Source organism: Enterobacter sp. UPMP2061, from assembly GCF_053709615.1.
This window is the reverse complement of record NZ_JBSKJP010000004.1, coordinates 21,490-39,070: the sequence shown is the minus strand read 5'-3', so window position 1 is coordinate 39,070 and position 17,581 is coordinate 21,490. Positions and strand designations below refer to the sequence as shown.

The window sequence follows — 17,581 nt, the reverse complement described above, 5'->3', positions numbered from 1 at the left end:
CACATGCATAATAATGTTGTTTCTATCGTCATATTCCGGGTGACTTATGCGAAGCTCGTCTAAGCAAGAAGAATTAGTGAAGGCGTTTAAAGCGCTACTCAAAGAAGAGAAATTCAGTTCTCAGGGAGAAATTGTTCAGGCGTTGCAGGAACAAGGCTTCGACAACATCAACCAGTCGAAGGTCTCTCGCATGTTAACCAAGTTTGGTGCGGTGCGTACGCGCAACGCCAAAATGGAAATGGTTTATTGCCTGCCTGCTGAACTTGGCGTGCCAACGACCTCCAGCCCGCTGAAAAACCTGGTTCTGGACATCGACTATAACGATGCCGTGGTCGTGATCCACACCAGCCCGGGCGCAGCCCAGCTGATTGCCCGCCTGCTGGACTCGCTGGGTAAAGCAGAGGGGATCCTCGGAACTATCGCTGGTGATGACACCATTTTTACCACCCCGGCAAATGGTTTCTCGGTGAAAGACCTCTACGAAGCGATTCTGGTCCTGTTCGAACAGGAGCTGTAATTGTCTGCCCCGTAGCGCCTGGCTGCGGGGATCATTCTGCTCTTTCCGCGTTTTACCCTGCTTTTCTCTGCCTGCTACTTTTGCAAATAGTGCTTTTTACCGCCTGTTAACATTCATTCAGTGAATGATCTGCCGCAAAATCGCACAAAAAATCAAATTACCATACCCCTTTGATTTACATAAGAAAAAACCACAAACCTCGCATTGTGACGCCCTTTTTTATGCATTCTCGTTATAAAAAATGAATTTTTTAACGCGTAATAACAGACGAAACCATTAGTCTGGTATTAATTTTTTGCGTGATTAGTGTATACTTGATTTTGTGATGAGGGTCACAGAACAAAGACCCCAGTAAAATAATTGACGAGGTAAATAATCATGAAAATTAAAACCACTGTAGCTGCCCTGAGCGTACTGTCAGTCCTGTCATTCGGTGCGTTTGCAGCCGACACCATCAATGCTGAACAGGCACAATCCCGTCAGGCTATCGGGACTGTTTCTGTTGGCGCCATCGGTACGTCTCCGATGGACATGCACGAAATGCTGAACAAAAAAGCGGAAGAACAGGGTGCGTCATCCTATCGCATCATCGAAGCGCGCAGTGGCGACCACTGGCACGCTACCGCAGAACTGTACAAATAAACCCTCGTCGTATCTCATCATACGACTTGCCCCTGACCTCCCGGTCAGGGGCTTTTTTATCACTGGCGCACGTTGAAACGCAGTTGCCCTTCCAGCTCCTCCTCCGCTTCATCAAACAATAAAATCAATGCACCAAAGCGTCTGCGTAGTTTTTCAGGCAGATGGGTAAATTCGATTTCCAGCGGTAACGGCAGACGATCGCCGGTAACCACATCCCACAGCATATCAAGATTGCTTACGCTGCCCCGCTCCAGGTCGAACGCCCGAATAAACTCGCGATAGAAGTCTTCCTGACTCTCAATTTCGTCAAAATCAAAGGTATAAATTTTCATTGCCAGCCACCCGGTACAGGCGGGCGGCAAATGCCGCCCTGTCTATTATAATCCCCCGATATGCAGGGTTTTGACTTCCAGAAACTCCTCCAGCCCCAGCACGGACCCTTCGCGGCCCAGCCCGGACTCTTTTACGCCCCCAAACGGACCCAGCTCGGTCGAGACCGCACATTCATTAATTCCGATCATGCCGCTCTCAATGGCCTGCGAGACGCGGAACACGCGCGAGAGATTCTGGGTATAAAAGTAGGCTGCCAGCCCGTAAGGCGTATTGTTAGCGCGCATAACCACTTCGTCTTCCGACGTGAAGCGGAAGCAGGCGGCAACGGGACCAAAGGTCTCCTCTTCTGCCAGCTTCATGCCTTCATGGCAGTCACCGAGTACGGTTGGCATCCAGAAGTTGCCGCCAAGTTCGTGCGGTTTACCCCCAGCCAGCACCGTGGCGCCCTTCGCTACCGCATCTTCGACGTGCTCACGGACTTTTTCGACAGCCGAAGGCTCAATCAGCGGGCCGACAACGACGCCCTCGTCCAGACCGTTACCCACCTTCAGCGCCTTCACCGCATCGGCAAGTTGATTGACAAACTTGTCATAGACCGTCTCCTGAATATAGAAACGGTTTACGCTGACGCAGACCTGCCCGGCGTTACGGAACTTATTGGCAATCGCGCCTTTGACGGCGGCCTCAATATCCGCGTCCTCGAAAACGATATATGGCGCATTACCGCCCAGCTCCATCGATACCTTTTTCATGGTCTCTGCGGAATTGCGAACCAGCGTTTTCCCGACGGCGGTTGATCCGGTAAACGAGATTTTGCGCACGTCATGGCTGGCCATAATGGCGTCACTAATTTCTGAGGTGCTCCCCGCGACCGCATTCAGCACACCATCCGGCACACCGGCCTGCTTCGCCAGCGTCAGCAGCGCAAAGGCGCTCAGCGGCGTGTTGTTTGCAGGCTTGATGACGCCGGTACATCCTGCTGCCAGCGCCGGGCCGAGCTTACGGGTGAGCATGGCCATCGGGAAATTCCATGGCGTGATAGCAGCAACCACCCCGACAGGTTCACGAGTGGCCAGAATACGGGAGCCGGGTTTAACCGGAGGAATGATTTCACCGTTGGCGCGCTTAGCCTGCTCGGCAAACCACTGAATGAAGCTGGCAGCGTAGTCCACCTCACCTTCAGCCTCTTTCAGCGGCTTGCCCTGCTCGGTAGTCATCAGCCGCCCGAGCCAGCTTTTGTTCTCGATAATCAGTTCATACCAGCGATAGAGGATCGTGGAGCGCTCTTTTGCCGTTTTTGCGCGCCATGCGGGAAAGGCCTTCGTCGCGGCCGCAATGGCCTCTTCGGTTTCGGCTTTCCCTGCTTTCGCCACTTTCGCGACCACCTCACCCGTGGCCGGGTTTAGCACATCAAACGTGGTGTCGAGTGTTTTCCAGATACCGTTAACCAGATACCCGGTCTGAAAAAGGATACTGTCCTGAAGAGCCTGGGTTGTCATGTGTCCTCCCTTCCTGAATGTTTGAACCTGCAAGAATAAGTATAGCCACAAAAAAACCGACGCTTTTGGCGTCGGTTTTCTCTTCGTTAGCTGTCTGTCAGCGCATTCTGGTAGCGGTGCAGCATAAACACCAGCCGCTCTACCGGCTCGGTAACCTGCGGCGGCGCTTCCCAGATCCGCAGTTTCTCCTGGTAGATATCCAGTTCCTCCAGCAGTTGCTTAAAGTAGCGGCGACGTTTGTCATCACTGGATGCCGATATCACATGGTCCGCCGTTCGCCGTAGCTGGCGGTGGTAGGCGGACAAATCGTCGTTGATCGGCACTGGCGCGTTCCGCAGACGCTGGTGCGCGATAATCATGGTTAACGCCAGGCGGAAGCGGGCGACATCGCCCGGGAATTTATTCAGCAACAGGAACAGCTGTTGATAGAGCGCCGGCAGGTGGTTCTCCTTACGCCGCGCGGTGTTGGTAGTCAATGACGATACGGCGGCCGACACAAACTGATTCAGCAGCACACGCCCTGTCCGCGCCTGAGAGTTATCCCGCACCAGCAGGATCACCATCATCGCCAGGAAACAGCCCACCAGCTGACCTAATGCGCTATCCAGGAACTGGCTGAAATGGAAGGTCATCGGGTTATCCAGCACGATGATGTTAATCGTGCTCGCCAGCGCACCCAACGATCCCAGACGGCGTTTTTGTACCTCAATCCCGATAAAGAACGCCATCACCGCCAGGCTGATGCAGAGCAAAAGCATGCTTTGCTGCGTCGAGGGAATAATCACCAGGAAGTAGAGCGCACCAATGGGTAACGCCGCAATGGTGCCGTACAGAAAATCGATCGCGACCATGCGCGGGTTGGGCAGACGCATCGCCAGCGCGGTGACGACGGCAATCATCACCATCGCGCCGCTGCCGGACGTCCAGCCGGTCCACAGCCAGAACAGCGTGCCGAGTATACAGGCCAGGGTGGTACGCCAGAAGTTAACCATCGCATGGTGGCGCTCGGCGGACTCCGGTTTGATCACCACTTCGCCCTGTAACACCTCTTCTTCCGCCGCACTGATTTTGGTGTTGCTAATCACGCCGCGTTTCAGGAGCAGGTAGCGCGTTGCGGCGCCAACCCAGGTATAAATGGTGACTGGCGTATCCCGTTCTCCTGTCCAGGCAATCACACGACGCATGCGTTTGAGCTGTCGATGCACGTCCTGCACCGTCTCCACGGGCTCATCAAACAGTTCGCGGAAAGTATCCGTTACCACTTCGGGGCGGGTGTTCTGAATCAGGTAGGTTTCACACGCCTGGGTGATCAGCGTTAGCGAGACGGTATTGATCGCTTTCAGACGACGATTGGCCCGCTCCCAGCGGGAAGACTCCATGTTGAGATTACTGCGCATCCCTTCCAGCGCCTGCGTGCGGCGCACCAGCGCGCTCCAGGCCTTGTCGACCTCTTCGCTGTCGCCGTGCTTAATGCACAGCTGCATAAGCTGGTACTGAGCAACAATCAGCGCGTCCAGCTCACGATCGACTTCCTGCTTGATGGATCGCGGAGAGAAGAGCAGATCTGCGACAATCGCGCAGACGATACCAATGACAATCTCGCTACAACGTTCGACGGCGAACTGCGGAGCAAGCAGCGGTTCACTCTGAATGGTGATGATAATAATCAGCGCGGTATATCCCGCCAGACCCCAGGCGTACGAGTTCTCCACCTTCACCAGCGAAGAGACCCAGGTGCAAAAACCCGCCCAGATACAGCACACAATCAGCATCAGCAGCGGCGTGCGGATCATCAGGATGATAATGGTCAGGGCGGCGATACAGCCGATAAAGGTGCCGATAATACGCAGCATCCCGCGATAGCGAATTGCCCCGGAGTAAGGTTCGCCACCCGCCGCGAAGGCTGGACCGGCGGCGACGATCGCGGCGGTCAGAACGGCCCAGCGCGGCGTTTCAAGCTGGAAATGGAAGCCAACAAACAGCGCCAGCACAATGGCGCATGCCAGCTTCACGGCGAAGCGGATGTGCTGGCTGGCGATGGAAAAAATGCCCATAGCGATCAACCAAACTCGCGCAGGCGATGGGCGATTTGACGGAAGATAGAATCCTGGCTGGCATCACGGTCTTTTTCACCCGTGATCACCACCGTCGCGGTGGTGCCTGCGGGCCAGAGGTTGCTCTGCTGCTCATCCAGACGAATGCGTACCGGTACGCGCTGCGCCAGGCGAACCCACTCGAGGTTAGAATCGACGGTCGCCATCCCTTTTGTATCATTGGTACTGCTGGAGTTGGTCACCCCCGCGGCCACGCTGTCCACGGTTCCCTTCAGGACCCGGTTGCTGCCGAGCGGCGTGATTTCGGCGCGATAGCCCGGACGCACGCCTTCCAGCTTGGTCTCTTCCATATAGGCGAGGACGTAGAAGGAGTTCTGTTTCACCAGCGCCACGGCAGTTGAGCCGCGCGTGATAAACTCACCCGCATAGACGTTGAGGTTGGTCACCCAGCCATCGGACGGGGCGCGGATAACGGTACGTTCCAGATCGAGCTTCGCCAGATCGCGCGTCGCCTGCGCTTTTGCCAGCTGATGCAGCACGGTTTGCAGCACGTTATTAGACTGGTCAATCTCTTCCCGGGACATAGCCTGGATGCCCAGCTTGTTACGGCGTCCTGCTTCACGGCGTTTTTCAGCGGCCAGCGCGTTGTAATACGCCACGTCGGCTTCCGCTTCTTCCAACGCTTTTTGATAGCGCGGCTGGTCGATAGTGAACAGCACCTGATCTTTTTTCACCAGTTGGTTATCGTGGACGTTGACCGCCGTAATGAGACCGGCGACATCGGGCGCTATCGCGACCACCTCCGCGCTGAAACGCGCATCGCGCGTCCACGGGGATTCGGTGTAATAAACCCAGGCGCGAAAAATAGCGATGAACGCCAGGATGACCAGCGCCATAGTGATGGCAGTGCGGGAGATTTTTCTTGTTAGCGTTTTCACATCAACCTCAGACAAACATGCGCGATATTAAATAGAACAGGCAGCAATACAGCGCGGTATTGAACAATGCAGGATGCCAGACGAAATCATAAATCCCGGTAGGGACCAGCACCTTGCGCACCAGCCAGAAGATCGCCAGTGATAAAAGAAGCTCAAAAAATATCGGTGGGAACGACAAACCGAACACCACGATAACGGGAAACAGACTCATGTTGACCTTGATTAAAGAGAGTGCAGGTTACTGGATTTTTAAGCTCGCGCCGCCGCAGGAGAGCAAGAATTGCCGGGCGAGAGTGGCGCAGCCGTTATGTAATTAATAATATATTAACGTAACTGTTATGCTGTTATCTATCATATGTGATCTAAATCACTTTTAAGCCAGAGTGAATAATGGAACGTCTAAAACGCATGTCCGTCTTTGCGAAAGTGGTTGAGCAAGGCTCTTTTACCGCCGCAGCACGTCAGCTACAAATGAGCGTCTCATCCATTAGCCAGACAGTGTCAAAACTGGAAGATGAGCTCCAGGTGAAGCTGCTCAACCGCAGCACCCGCAGCATCGGGCTGACGGAAGCGGGTAAAATTTACTATCAGGGCTGCCGTCGAATGCTGCATGAGGTGCAGGACGTTCACGAGCAGCTCTATGCCTTTAACAACACGCCTATCGGCACGCTGCGTATCGGGTGTTCTTCAACTATGGCACAAAATGTTCTCGCTGCCATGACGGCGGAAATGCTGAAAGAGTACCCCGGTTTAACCGTTAATCTGGTTACGGGCATTCCGGCCCCGGATCTGATTGCCGATGGGTTAGACGTGGTGATCCGCGTTGGCGCGTTGCAGGACTCAAGCCTGTTCTCGCGTCGACTGGGCAGCATGCCGATGGTGGTCTGCGCGTCGAAAAGCTATCTGGCACAGTATGGCGTGCCGGAAAAACCTGCCGACCTGAGCAACCACTCGTGGCTGGAATACAGCGTTCGGCCAGATAACGAATTTGAACTGATCGCCCCGGAAGGGCTTTCCACTAAACTGCTGCCTGAAGGCCGCTTCGTGACCAACGATCCGATGACCATCTCACGCTGGCTGGTGGCCGGGGCCGGGATCGCCTACGTACCGCTGATGTGGGTGATCAACGAGATCAACAGCGGTGTGCTGGAGATCCTCTTCCCGCGCTACCAGTCCGATCCGCGTCCGGTGTACGCGCTCTATACCGAAAAGGACAAGCTGCCGCTGAAGGTGCAGGTCTGTATTAACTATCTGACGGACTATTTTGTGGAAGTGGCGGAGCTGTTTCAGGGCATGCGAGGCAGAAGGAAAGAGTAGGCTTTTCCCCTCTCCCCGTTGGGGAGAGGGTTAGGGTGCGGGGGAAAATTTACGCCGTGCCGCCCACCGTCAGATTATCCACTTTCAGCGTAGGCTGACCGACGCCCACAGGCAGGCTCTGGCCCTCTTTGCCGCAAACGCCCACGCCGTTATCCAGCTTAAGGTCGTTACCGACCATGGAGATCTGCTGCATGGCCTCAATGCCGGAGCCAATCAGGGTTGCGCCCTTCACCGCTTTGGTCACTTTGCCCTTCTCAATCAGATACGCCTCTGAGGTAGAGAAGACAAATTTGCCGGAGGTGATATCCACCTGACCGCCGCCAAAGTTTGGCGCGAAGATCCCGTAATCAACGGATTCGATAATCTCCTGCGGCGTGGATTTACCCGGCAGCATGTAGGTGTTGGTCATGCGCGGCATCGGCAGGTGCGCGTAGGATTCGCGACGGCCGTTACCCGTCGGCGCAACGCCCATCAGCCGCGCGTTAAGCTTGTCCTGCATGTAGCCTTTCAGTACGCCGTTTTCGATCAGCACGTTGTACTGACCCGGCGTACCTTCATCGTCGACAGAAATCGAGCCGCGACGGTCGAGCATGGTGCCATCATCCACCACGGTACACAGTTCGGAGGAGACAAGCTGCCCCATCTGACCGCTGAATACGGACGTCCCGCGACGGTTGAAATCACCTTCCAGGCCGTGACCGACCGCTTCGTGCAGCAGCACGCCCGGCCAGCCTGCGCCCAGTACCACCGGCAACGTACCGGCGGGTGCAGCCACGGCAGACAGGTTGACCAGCGCCATGCGCACGGCTTCTTTTGCCCATGCATCCGCGCGGGCTTCGCCGTCGACATCACCCAGGAACCAGTCATAACCAAAACGACCGCCGCCACCGCTGGAGCCGCGCTCGCGCTTGCCGTCGTCTTCAACCTGCACGCTGATAGAGAGACGCACCAGCGGGCGAACATCCGCCGCCAGGGTACCGTCCGTCGCCGCCACCAGGATCAGTTCATAAACACCGGTCAGGCTGGCAGAGACTTCCTGCACGCGTTTATCCGCCGCGCGAGCCACTTTGTCCACGCGACGAAGGATGTCCAGCTTCTCTTCGCGGCTCATGCTTTGCAGCGGGTCGATGCTGGTATAGAGCGCAGCGTGCTGCACTTCACCCAGCGTTTTCACCCGTCCGTCGCCCGTATCGCGCACGATGGTTCGCGCCGCCTGCGCGCTCTGCTCCAGCGCGGCCAGGCTTATCTGGTCTGCATAGGCAAAACCGGTTTTTTCGCCGCTGACGGCGCGCACGCCGACGCCCTGGTCAATGTTATAAGAGCCATCTTTAATGATGCTGTCTTCTAAAACCCAGGATTCGTGATAGCTCGACTGGAAATAGAGATCGCCGTAGTCGAGGCGGCGTTCGGTCAGTTGACCAAGAATGGAGAACAGGTCCTGATGGCTCAGGCCGTTCGCTGCGAGCAAATGTTCACTTACCAGGTTCAGACTCATCTATTGCTACTCGTTCGTTGCCGCCCGTGGCGGTGTAAAGATCGTATTTATTGAGAGTGAGGCAATTACCTGCCCACGTCAAATCATTGCTGTGCTTCTTTGCGCGGCTGGCGCAGCACCTCATTAATCTGTGGTTTATCAACCGGCCCGGTAATGCGATAGCGCAGAATCGAGACTTTGCTCCAGAGCGGTCCCAGCACTTTACTGGCCGCAAACACCGCCGCCCCGACGATCGGATTGACCACAAAGGCTGCCGCAACGCCCACGCTTGCGGAAATCTCCGGCGCCACCACGGCTTCCATATCCAGCTCGCGGCGCACGAGATCCACTGACCCTTTCATCGCGATATCCGCTTCCAGGCCGTCCACCAGCGTGTCGTCGGTGTGCAGAACGCCGTCTTTGATCCACGCCGTGCTGCGAATGGAATCGTAGTAGAAACCTTCGCTGAAGGTGTCGCTAAAGTCGAAGCGCAGCTTGCGCAGCAGCGCGTCAAAACTCAGCAGACGCAGGATCTGCCCGGCGCGCCCCGTGCTCACATCGGCAATCTCACCCTTACCGAAGTTGGTTTTCAGGATGCCGTTAAGCGAAGCTTCATCGGGTGTCCATGGCGCTGCGCGCCAGTGCAGATCGTAATTCACATCGAAGGACGATCCGCGAAGCGGCGTGCTAATGCCGAAGAAGTTAGCTGCGGCGTCCAGCTTGTTGCCTTTAATATCGCCTTTCAGCGAGGTGCGCTGTTCACCCGGTTTGTTCACCCATTCGCCAGCGGCAGTCATGCGGCCAAAGCCGGTATCCACCAGCCCACCAGAGAGGCTCAGCGTATTGCCCTGAATAGCAAAATCACCGTCGATACGGCCATATTTTTGCCCCCACAGCCAGCACTCCGCACAGCGCAACTGGAGATCGGGCCAGCCGCTGAAATCCACGCGCGACGTCCCACTGCCACTGACAGGAGAAGTGCTTGTCGACTCTGCTTTAGACGCCGTAAAGGTCGGATTGTAATAGAGATAACGGATAGCCGCCTGCCATGGCGCGTGATCGCGCATGGTCAACGAACCGTTAATCTCACGCCCCTGCGCCTCGACCTTTGAGCCGTTTATCGTCGGCCGGGAGACAATACTCAGGTTGTTCCACTGCTGCCCGCCCAGCGTCAGCGCAGGCGTGCGCAAGGTAATGGACTGTGGGAACTGCGCCGTTTGGTCGACGTTTTGCCCGACACCTTTCTGGAACAGTGCCAGCCACTCTGCGCCATCCATCGGCGGGAGATTCAGTTCAACGCCCGCCTGCTCCGGCAGCGGCGGCGTGGTACGGCTGTCCGTCGTCCAGATCGCTCTGTCCAGCGTCAGCTTGCGGTTAAGCAGCCAGCGGCTGTTGAAGTGGTTTGTTCCACCAGCGTTTCCGGTTAAATCGAAGCTGTTAAGGTTGCCCGCAACCTTAACATTGACGGGCAATGCTTCACCGCTTTTCTTATTCAGCGGCGCGGGAAGTTGGCTGCTGAGGTTTTTCAGATCGCCCGTAATGTCGACGTTATAGCGCGCACCGGCATGATAAGGCAGGTCGATGACGACCTTGCCATTCCATGACACCGCGCCGTCCACCGCATTCTCAATCGGCTTCGGCAGAACATCCATGCGTGACGGCTGCCAGTTCGCGTCCATATTGACCGCCACCTGGTAGGCTTTATCGCCCTCGGTGGTGGAGAAATCGATATTGACGGGTTGATTGAACCAGGTCGCTTTCAGCGGCTCACTTTTCAACGTGCCGTTAACAAAGCTGAACTGACCGCTGAGGTTGTTCAGCGTGCTGTCCAGCGGCTTGATATAGAGGCTGTTGTTATTAAGGCGAACGTCGCCTTTGGCGGTGGTCATTTCACCGTCCAGCGGGATATCCAGATGTAAGCGAGCATTCACATCGCCATCTAACTGCAACTGCTGAAGGGTGGCTGCCAGGGAGTCATTCAGCGGCGTATCTTCAAAGTACGGGCCAACCGCTTTACCCGGCCCCTTAATATCCGCATCAATCAGCAGTTTCTCTTTGGAGTAATCCGGGATGTTTGCCGTCAGGTTGCTTGCCGTTACGCCGCCCAGCGCAACGCTGTCCGTCTTCATCCACAGGCCGTCATTCAGGAAGTTGAGTTCGATATCCAGATTCTTCAGCGCCGGCCAGTCCGGCTGGAAGGCATAGGTGGCGTTGCGTAGCGGCACCAGAACCTGGAACTGGCCTTCGTTGTGCTTATACGGGAACAGGTGCGGGTTGCCGCCGTAGACCAGCGTGGCGTTATCCGCCTGGCCGCCCTGAATGGCGCCGCTGAGATAGTCCACCAGCGCTTTCCCCATCAGGTTTTCCGGGAAATAGCGCCACGCCTGTGAACCGTCATCCGTGCTGATGCCCGCCAGAATACCCAGCCACGGCTCATCGCCTTCAGGCTGTAGATAACGAAAATTACCGCGCGCATGGACCGCTTTGGCTTTCACATCGATATCGCGGCCATCGAGCTGAAAACCTTTGTCATTCTTCAGCCAGTTGAGGGTGGCATTTCCCTTTTCGATCTCCAGTGGCGCACGGAAGACCGTTTCGTACGGCATTTTTGCTTGCTGCATTTCTGCCGTCAGCCTGCCGTTTTCCACGCTTCCTTCCAGTTTACCGCTGAAGTGTTCAGCACCCGGCAGCAGTTTCCACTGTTTCCAGGCGAGATTTTTCCATGCCGCCTGAAAACGCGTCTTTTCCGTGGCCTGGAGCGGAATATCCAGCGCCAGCCGGTTTATCTGCCCGCTCGGCTGCGTCGCCAGCCAGATTTCGCCCAGCTCCGGGGAGAGTTTTGCGGCCATTGAACGCAGCCCTTCGATCGCCGTCAGATCCAGGTTACTGGCGCGGATACGCAGCTCGTCGCTGCGTTTACCGTTTATCCCGCCGACGTCCTGCTCCGGCATCCACGCCAGCGTCAGCGCGCCGCGCGGCCAGGGTTTGTTATCCATGGAGATGCGCGTATCCGGTATAGCGAACTGCCAGCCGCCTTTATCCTGCGTCACGTGTGCGGTGAGGTTATCGACGGAAAGTTGATGCTGATGGTTTTCCCCTTTCCAGCTCGCGCCCCCCTGCTTAAGCCAGATATCGCCGCTGGCGAACGTCCCGTTCGTCAGGGTCATCCAGCCTTCCAGGCTGAAGCGCGCGGTCTCCAGCTGCATGTTCTGCTGTAACCACTCACCGAGCCACGGCTTCACGTCCACGTCGTCCGCCTGTAGCCACACCCTGCCGTTGTTCAGCAGGCCATTGTCGTCACGCAGATCCATCCGCACCTGCATAACGCCGTGCTGCCCGTTCAGGCTGGAGAGATTCACCTGCCCCTCGGCGCGGTGGCGATCTTCTCCGTTTAACCAGGTCAGCTGTGGGATCGCCAGCTCAGCGCGCTGGCCGGAAAGAGTAATAAAGCTCACTTCGCTGTCGCGCAGATCGAAATGATCGAACTGCCGCAGGAACAGATCGCTGATACGGCTGGTTTCCAGCCCCCGATCGCTGTCGCCGCTTCGCAGCGGCGTGTTAGTCATCAGCTGTAGTTGCCAGAAGGTGAGATCGCGAAACTGCCAGCGCAGATGCAGCAGGCTTTGCCAGACATCCAGCGCCAGGGTGACGCGTTTGATTTTGAGGTGGCCGCCATCTTTCAGGCTGGCGCTGATATCCCGCGCATCAAGCGTCGGGCCAAAGTTCTGCCAGCTTGCCTCGATATGACTCACGTCCACCGGCAGGCCGGTGGCGGATTCGATTTTTGCCAGGATCTGCGGCCGCCAGCTGTCCAGATGCGGCAAGGCGAGACGCAGCCCGCTCACGAGCAACGCGACAATCACGACCAGCGTTGCCCCTGTAAGCAGTAAAATCCCCGGCAATCGCCTCACGCGTCTCTCCTTGTCAGCCTTAAATCTCGCAGCGAACTGCGTTTACATCATGACGACGTCAAACTGCTCCTGGTTATAGAGCGGCTCAATTTGCACTTTTACCTGTTTGCCGACAAAGATTTCCACTTCTGCCAGCGCGTGCGACTCTTCCCCTTTCAGGGCCTCCGCCACCGCAGGGGAAGCATAGACCAGAAAACGGTCTGAGTCGTAGGCATGATGGACACGGACAATCTCACGCATGATCTCGTAGCAGACCGTCTCCACCGTCTTTACCGTTCCGCGTCCATGGCAGGTTGGACACTCATTACACAGGACATGTTCCACGCTTTCGCGGGTCCGTTTCCGGGTCATTTCCACCAGACCGAGCTGCGAGAAGCCGTTGATGCTGGTTTTCACGCGATCTTTACTCAGCGCCTGCTCCAGCGAGTGCAGCACGCGACGGCGGTGATCTTCATTATTCATATCGATAAAGTCGATGATGATAATGCCGCCCAGATTGCGCAGGCGAAGCTGGCGCGCAATGGCCTGCGTCGCTTCGATGTTGGTGTTGAAGATGGTGTCATCAAGGTTGCGATGGCCGACAAACGCGCCGGTGTTGATATCAACGGTGGTCATCGCTTCGGTCTGGTCGATGATCAGGTAACCGCCCGATTTCAGCTCCACCTTACGCTCCAGCGCGCGCTGAATTTCGTTTTCAACATCATACAGGTCGAATATCGGCTGGCGGCCCGTGTAATGCTCCAGCAGACCCGGCATTTCCGGGATGTATTCGGCGGTGAACTCCAGTAAGGCTTCGTACGTCAGACGGGAGTCCACGCGGATGCGGTCAAGCTGGGCGTCGGCGAAATCACGTAATACGCGCTGAGCGAGCGCCAGCTCACCGTACAGCCTGTAGCGGGTCTGGTTGCGTTTTTTACGCTCCATCACTTTGGTCCAGACGCGCTTCAGGTAGGCCGCATCCGAGGCCAGATCTTCTTCGCTGATCCCTTCCGCCGCTGTACGGATAATAAACCCGCCCTGCTCGTCGCAGTAGGCGCTGACCACCTTTTTCAGGCGCTCACGCTCGCTTTCGCTCTCAATACGCTGTGACACGCCGACGTGCGACGCCCCCGGCATAAAGACCAGATAGCGTGAAGGCAGGGTGATGTCGGTGGTCAGACGCGCGCCTTTGGTGCCAAGCGGATCTTTTACCACCTGTACCATCAGATCCTGGCCCTGACGCACCAGCTCAGAGATGTCGCGCACGGCAAATTGCTTTTGCTCTTCGCCTGCCACACATTCGGTGTGCGGCATGATATCGGAGGCATGTAAAAACGCCGCCTTATCGAGCCCAATATCTACAAAAGCCGCCTGCATACCCGGCAGGACACGACTGACACGACCTTTGTAGATATTGCCTACGATTCCGCGTCGCGCTTCACGCTCAATATGAATTTCCTGGAGAATGCCACCATCAATGTAGGCCACACGGGTTTCCGATGGCGTTACGTTTACCAACAATTCAGCCGTCATAATTATCCCTTCCCTCACGCAGTGAGTTAAAATTGCTCAGCAACTCATACGTTTCCACCAGCGGTAAGCCGACTACGGCGTGATAGCTGCCATTTATCTTCCTGACAAAACAGCCACCCAACCCTTGAATACCGTATGCACCTGCTTTATCCATAGGTTCACCGCTGGCGATATAGCCGGCGATCTCCTCGTCGGTGAGGACTCTGAACGTCACTTCCGTTACCACAAGGCAATCCAGAACGTACTGGCTATCTGCCAGCGCTACCGCCGTCATCACCTGATGGGTTTGTCCGGACATATTACGCAGCATCCGCGCCGCATGGTCTGCGTCGCGGGGTTTCTCAAGCACCTCACCATTGAGAATAACGATGGTATCCGCACCCAGCACCGGTAAGTCACGCGGCACGCATGCCACGCCCGCCTGCGCTTTTTCACGCGCCAGACGAGAGACATACTGCTGAGCGCTTTCACCCTCAGCACGTTTTTCTTCGATACCGGTAACGATGCGTTCGAAGGAGACACCCAACTGCGCGAGCAGTTCCTGGCGACGCGGAGAACCGGAGGCAAGATACAAAGACGTCATAGAAACCTTTTATTGCACGGCAAACTGCTGGCGAATTTTACGCATCAGCAGGAACAGCCACGGCCAGAGCACACCGTTTACTACACTACTCCAGAACACTTCCGGTCGGAAAGAGACGTTGATCACTAAAAACTCTGCCCAGAAAACAACGATATCCGCAGCGAGCGACAACAACATCACTACCAGCGCCTGTTGCCAGAGCGCAAGGTTACGAAAGAGCTGGAATTTGAGTGCGACGAGATACGCAATAATGCTCATGGATAAGGCGCGGACGCCAAGCGTAGAGCCACTGATAAGATCCAGTATGGCACCCATCACAAAACCTGTGCCGACATTTACTCGGTGCGGCAGGGCAAGGATCCAGTAGAGCAAAATGAGCAATACCCAGTTTGGCCGGAAAACAAGAATGTCGTCCGGCCAGGGCATAATTTGCAGCAACAGTGCAACGAGGAATGAGAGCCAGATTACCCAGCGCCCCTGGCTACGATAACTGGCCACTACTGCCCTCCACCCGAGACTTGCGGCGGTGGGGGCGCATCCGGCAGCGGCTGCGTTAACCCCGTCGCCGGAGCCGGTACGGGTGCAGGTGGTCCCATCGCATCCGGCGCAGGCAGCACCTGCGGCATCATCTGCATCAGGCGTTCGTTGGCCACGCGATGCACATCTTCCGGGGTCATCGGGTTAGCGCCGTTACGATCGGCGCCCCACAGCAGCAACAGGTAGCGCAAACGCTGCAAGCCGGCCGTTGGACGCGCCTGAATCACGGTGTAGGCACGCTGAGTGTCGAGCTTCACGGAAGAGACAACCGCAACCGGGTAGCCCTCAGGGAAACGACCGCCCAGACCGGACGTCACCAGCACGTCGCCCACGCGGATATCCGTGTTGGCAGGCAGGTGTTCCAGTTGCAGATCGTCCGTGCAGCCATTACCGGCGGCAATCACGCGAATATCGTTACGCAGCACCTGAATCGGCAGTGCATGGGTGGCATCGCAAATCAGCAACACGCGGCTGGTCAGTTTGGCAACCGCCACAACCTGGCCCACGACGCCCTTATCGCTGATGACAGGCTGACCTTCGTATACGCCGTTCACGCTGCCTTTATCAATCACCACCTGATCGCTGTACGGATCGTTTACGGTGGAGATCACCTGGGTGACCATTTTCTGTTCATCCTGGCGCAGCGGCGAGCCAAGCAGTTCGCGCAGACGGGCGTTTTCCTGCTTATATTGCCCCAGCATCAGCAGCTCGCTATTTTTCAGCAGCAGTTCCTGGCGTAACGCACGGTTTTCGAGTTCGAGCTGGTCACGCGATGAGAGCGTTTGCGACACGGAGTCGAGCAGTTCACGGGGACCATTTGAAATAAAGTAGAAAGGACTGACGGCGGTATCCATGTACGTTCGGATCTGGCTGAACGTACCGAGGCGGCTATCGGCAATAATGACCCCGAGCGCAACCAGAACCGCCAGGATCAGGCGAAACTGTAGCGACGGGCCACGGCTAAAAATTGGCTTCATAGGCTATGCGTATTCTCGCGTCAGAGAGAAAGGGTAGCGAATTGCTACCCTCTCACACCCGACTACTCTTCGCTAAACAAGTCGCCGCCGTGCATGTCGATCATTTCCAGCGCCTTGCCACCACCACGGGCGACGCAAGTCAGTGGATCTTCTGCAACTACGACAGGAATACCTGTCTCTTCCATTAACAGGCGGTCGAGGTTACGCAGCAGCGCACCACCACCGGTCAGAACCATACCGCGCTCGGAGATATCGGAAGCCAGCTCTGGCGGGCACTGTTCCAGCGCAACCATCACCGCGCTCACGATGCCGGTCAGCGGCTCCTGCAACGCTTCCAGGATTTCGTTGGAGTTCAGGGTGAATCCGCGTGGCACGCCTTCAGCCAGGTTACGACCGCGAACTTCGATCTCGCGTACTTCATCACCCGGATAGGCAGAACCGATTTCATGCTTGATGCGCTCTGCGGTTGCTTCACCGATCAGAGAGCCGTAGTTACGACGAACGTAGTTGATGATGGCTTCGTCGAAACGGTCGCCGCCGATACGCACGGAAGAGGAGTAGACCACACCGTTCAGGGAGATAACGGCCACTTCAGTGGTACCGCCACCGATATCCACCACCATAGAACCGGTAGCCTCAGAAACCGGCAGACCCGCACCAATTGCCGCAGCCATCGGTTCTTCAATCAGGAACACTTCACGCGCACCGGCACCCTGAGCGGATTCACGGATCGCACGGCGTTCAACCTGGGTTGCGCCAACCGGCACACACACCAGCACGCGCGGGCTTGGGCGCATGAAGCTGTTGCTGTGAACCTGCTTGATGAAGTGCTGAAGCATTTTTTCGGTCACGAAGAAGTCAGCAATAACGCCGTCTTTCATAGGGCGGATCGCGGCGATGTTGCCCGGCGTACGGCCCAGCATCTGCTTCGCATCATGACCTACTGCGGCCACGCTTTTTGGCGAGCCGGCACGATCCTGACGAATGGCCACAACGGAAGGCTCATTCAATACGATGCCTTGTCCTTTTACATAAATAAGGGTATTCGCGGTACCCAGGTCAATGGACAGGTCATTGGAAAACATGCCACGAAATTTTTTCAACATACTAAGGGATAATCCTGAAAGCTGGGGCGGAAAACAAAATCCGCTTACTTTACCAACCACACGCAGCAGCGACAAGGCGCAAAAATCGTCTGCTACGGTGAAAATTAGTGCAGCACGTTTCCTTTGTTACAAATTCATCCCCTGAATCCCTCAGGGCTGAGTAAACAGCAGCGTCCCTCAC

At 56.4% G+C, this 17,581-nt stretch carries 15 protein-coding genes; 3 read left to right on the top strand and 12 right to left on the bottom strand.

Annotated elements, in window-relative coordinates; all coding sequences use genetic code 11:
• Positions 1-46 precede the first annotated feature (46 nt).
• Together argR and yhcN are read left to right on the top strand one after the other, a co-directional pair.
• Complete coding sequence (gene argR, locus ACWKXX_RS10760) at positions 47-517, top strand: transcriptional regulator ArgR (RefSeq protein WP_003860428.1); 471 nt, start codon at positions 47-49, stop codon at positions 515-517.
• A 378-nt stretch (positions 518-895) separates the two neighbouring features.
• Positions 896-1,159, top strand: coding sequence for a peroxide/acid stress response protein YhcN (gene yhcN, locus ACWKXX_RS10755; protein WP_006812160.1), 264 nt, complete (start codon positions 896-898; stop codon positions 1,157-1,159).
• A gap of 59 nt (positions 1,160-1,218) precedes the next feature.
• On the opposite strand, the gene ACWKXX_RS10750 is transcribed toward yhcN, so the two are convergent.
• The 5 genes from ACWKXX_RS10750 to aaeX form a co-directional block, all read right to left on the bottom strand.
• Complete coding sequence (locus tag ACWKXX_RS10750) at positions 1,219-1,491, bottom strand: barstar family protein (RefSeq protein ID WP_003860424.1); 273 nt, start codon at positions 1,489-1,491, stop codon at positions 1,219-1,221.
• A gap of 45 nt (positions 1,492-1,536) precedes the next feature.
• Positions 1,537-2,991, bottom strand: coding sequence for an NAD-dependent succinate-semialdehyde dehydrogenase (locus ACWKXX_RS10745; RefSeq protein WP_017382714.1), 1,455 nt, complete (start codon positions 2,989-2,991; stop codon positions 1,537-1,539).
• 86 nt (positions 2,992-3,077) lie between these two features.
• Positions 3,078-5,045, bottom strand: coding sequence for a p-hydroxybenzoic acid efflux pump subunit AaeB (gene aaeB, locus ACWKXX_RS10740; RefSeq protein ID WP_015572008.1), 1,968 nt, complete (start codon positions 5,043-5,045; stop codon positions 3,078-3,080).
• A 5-nt stretch (positions 5,046-5,050) separates the two neighbouring features.
• Positions 5,051-5,983 carry a p-hydroxybenzoic acid efflux pump subunit AaeA gene (gene aaeA / locus ACWKXX_RS10735; RefSeq protein ID WP_017382713.1) on the bottom strand — a complete coding sequence of 311 codons (933 nt, stop codon included), beginning with the start codon at positions 5,981-5,983 and terminating at the stop codon, positions 5,051-5,053.
• 7 nt (positions 5,984-5,990) lie between these two features.
• Positions 5,991-6,194, bottom strand: coding sequence for a p-hydroxybenzoic acid efflux pump operon protein AaeX (gene aaeX / locus ACWKXX_RS10730; protein WP_003860416.1), 204 nt, complete (start codon positions 6,192-6,194; stop codon positions 5,991-5,993).
• A 179-nt stretch (positions 6,195-6,373) separates the two neighbouring features.
• On the opposite strand from aaeX, the gene aaeR reads away from it, so the two are divergent.
• A complete protein-coding gene (gene aaeR, locus ACWKXX_RS10725; protein WP_003860415.1) occupies positions 6,374-7,300 on the top strand; it encodes an HTH-type transcriptional activator AaeR in 927 nt (308 codons plus the stop codon).
• Positions 7,301-7,349: 49 nt separating this feature from the next.
• Here aaeR and tldD read toward each other — a convergent pair whose 3' ends face one another.
• From tldD to mreB, 7 genes are all read right to left on the bottom strand, one after another.
• A complete protein-coding gene (gene tldD, locus ACWKXX_RS10720) occupies positions 7,350-8,795 on the bottom strand; it encodes a metalloprotease TldD (protein ID WP_045340029.1) in 1,446 nt (481 codons plus the stop codon).
• 83 nt (positions 8,796-8,878) lie between these two features.
• The gene (gene yhdP, locus ACWKXX_RS10715; RefSeq protein WP_261665959.1) at positions 8,879-12,685 is read right to left on the bottom strand and encodes an AsmA2 domain-containing protein YhdP; all 3,807 of its coding nucleotides are present in this window, start codon (positions 12,683-12,685) and stop codon (positions 8,879-8,881) included.
• Positions 12,686-12,727: 42 nt separating this feature from the next.
• Positions 12,728-14,197 (bottom strand): ribonuclease G, encoded by a 1,470-nt coding sequence (rng, locus tag ACWKXX_RS10710; protein ID WP_003860405.1) that lies wholly within the window; start codon positions 14,195-14,197, stop codon positions 12,728-12,730.
• On the bottom strand, positions 14,187-14,780 hold the full coding sequence (locus ACWKXX_RS10705) for a Maf family protein (RefSeq protein WP_003860403.1): 594 nt from the start codon (positions 14,778-14,780) through the stop codon (positions 14,187-14,189). The genes rng and ACWKXX_RS10705 overlap by 11 nt, the downstream gene beginning before the upstream one ends.
• A gap of 9 nt (positions 14,781-14,789) precedes the next feature.
• Positions 14,790-15,278 carry a rod shape-determining protein MreD gene (gene mreD, locus ACWKXX_RS10700; protein ID WP_003860402.1) on the bottom strand — a complete coding sequence of 163 codons (489 nt, stop codon included), beginning with the start codon at positions 15,276-15,278 and terminating at the stop codon, positions 14,790-14,792.
• Positions 15,278-16,294, bottom strand: a complete 1,017-nt coding sequence (mreC, locus tag ACWKXX_RS10695; RefSeq protein ID WP_003860400.1) for a rod shape-determining protein MreC — start codon at positions 16,292-16,294, stop codon at positions 15,278-15,280. Before mreC ends, mreD begins: the two co-directional genes overlap by 1 nt.
• A gap of 62 nt (positions 16,295-16,356) precedes the next feature.
• Complete coding sequence (mreB, locus tag ACWKXX_RS10690; protein ID WP_000913396.1) at positions 16,357-17,400, bottom strand: rod shape-determining protein MreB; 1,044 nt, start codon at positions 17,398-17,400, stop codon at positions 16,357-16,359.
• Positions 17,401-17,581: the final 181 nt, after the last annotated feature.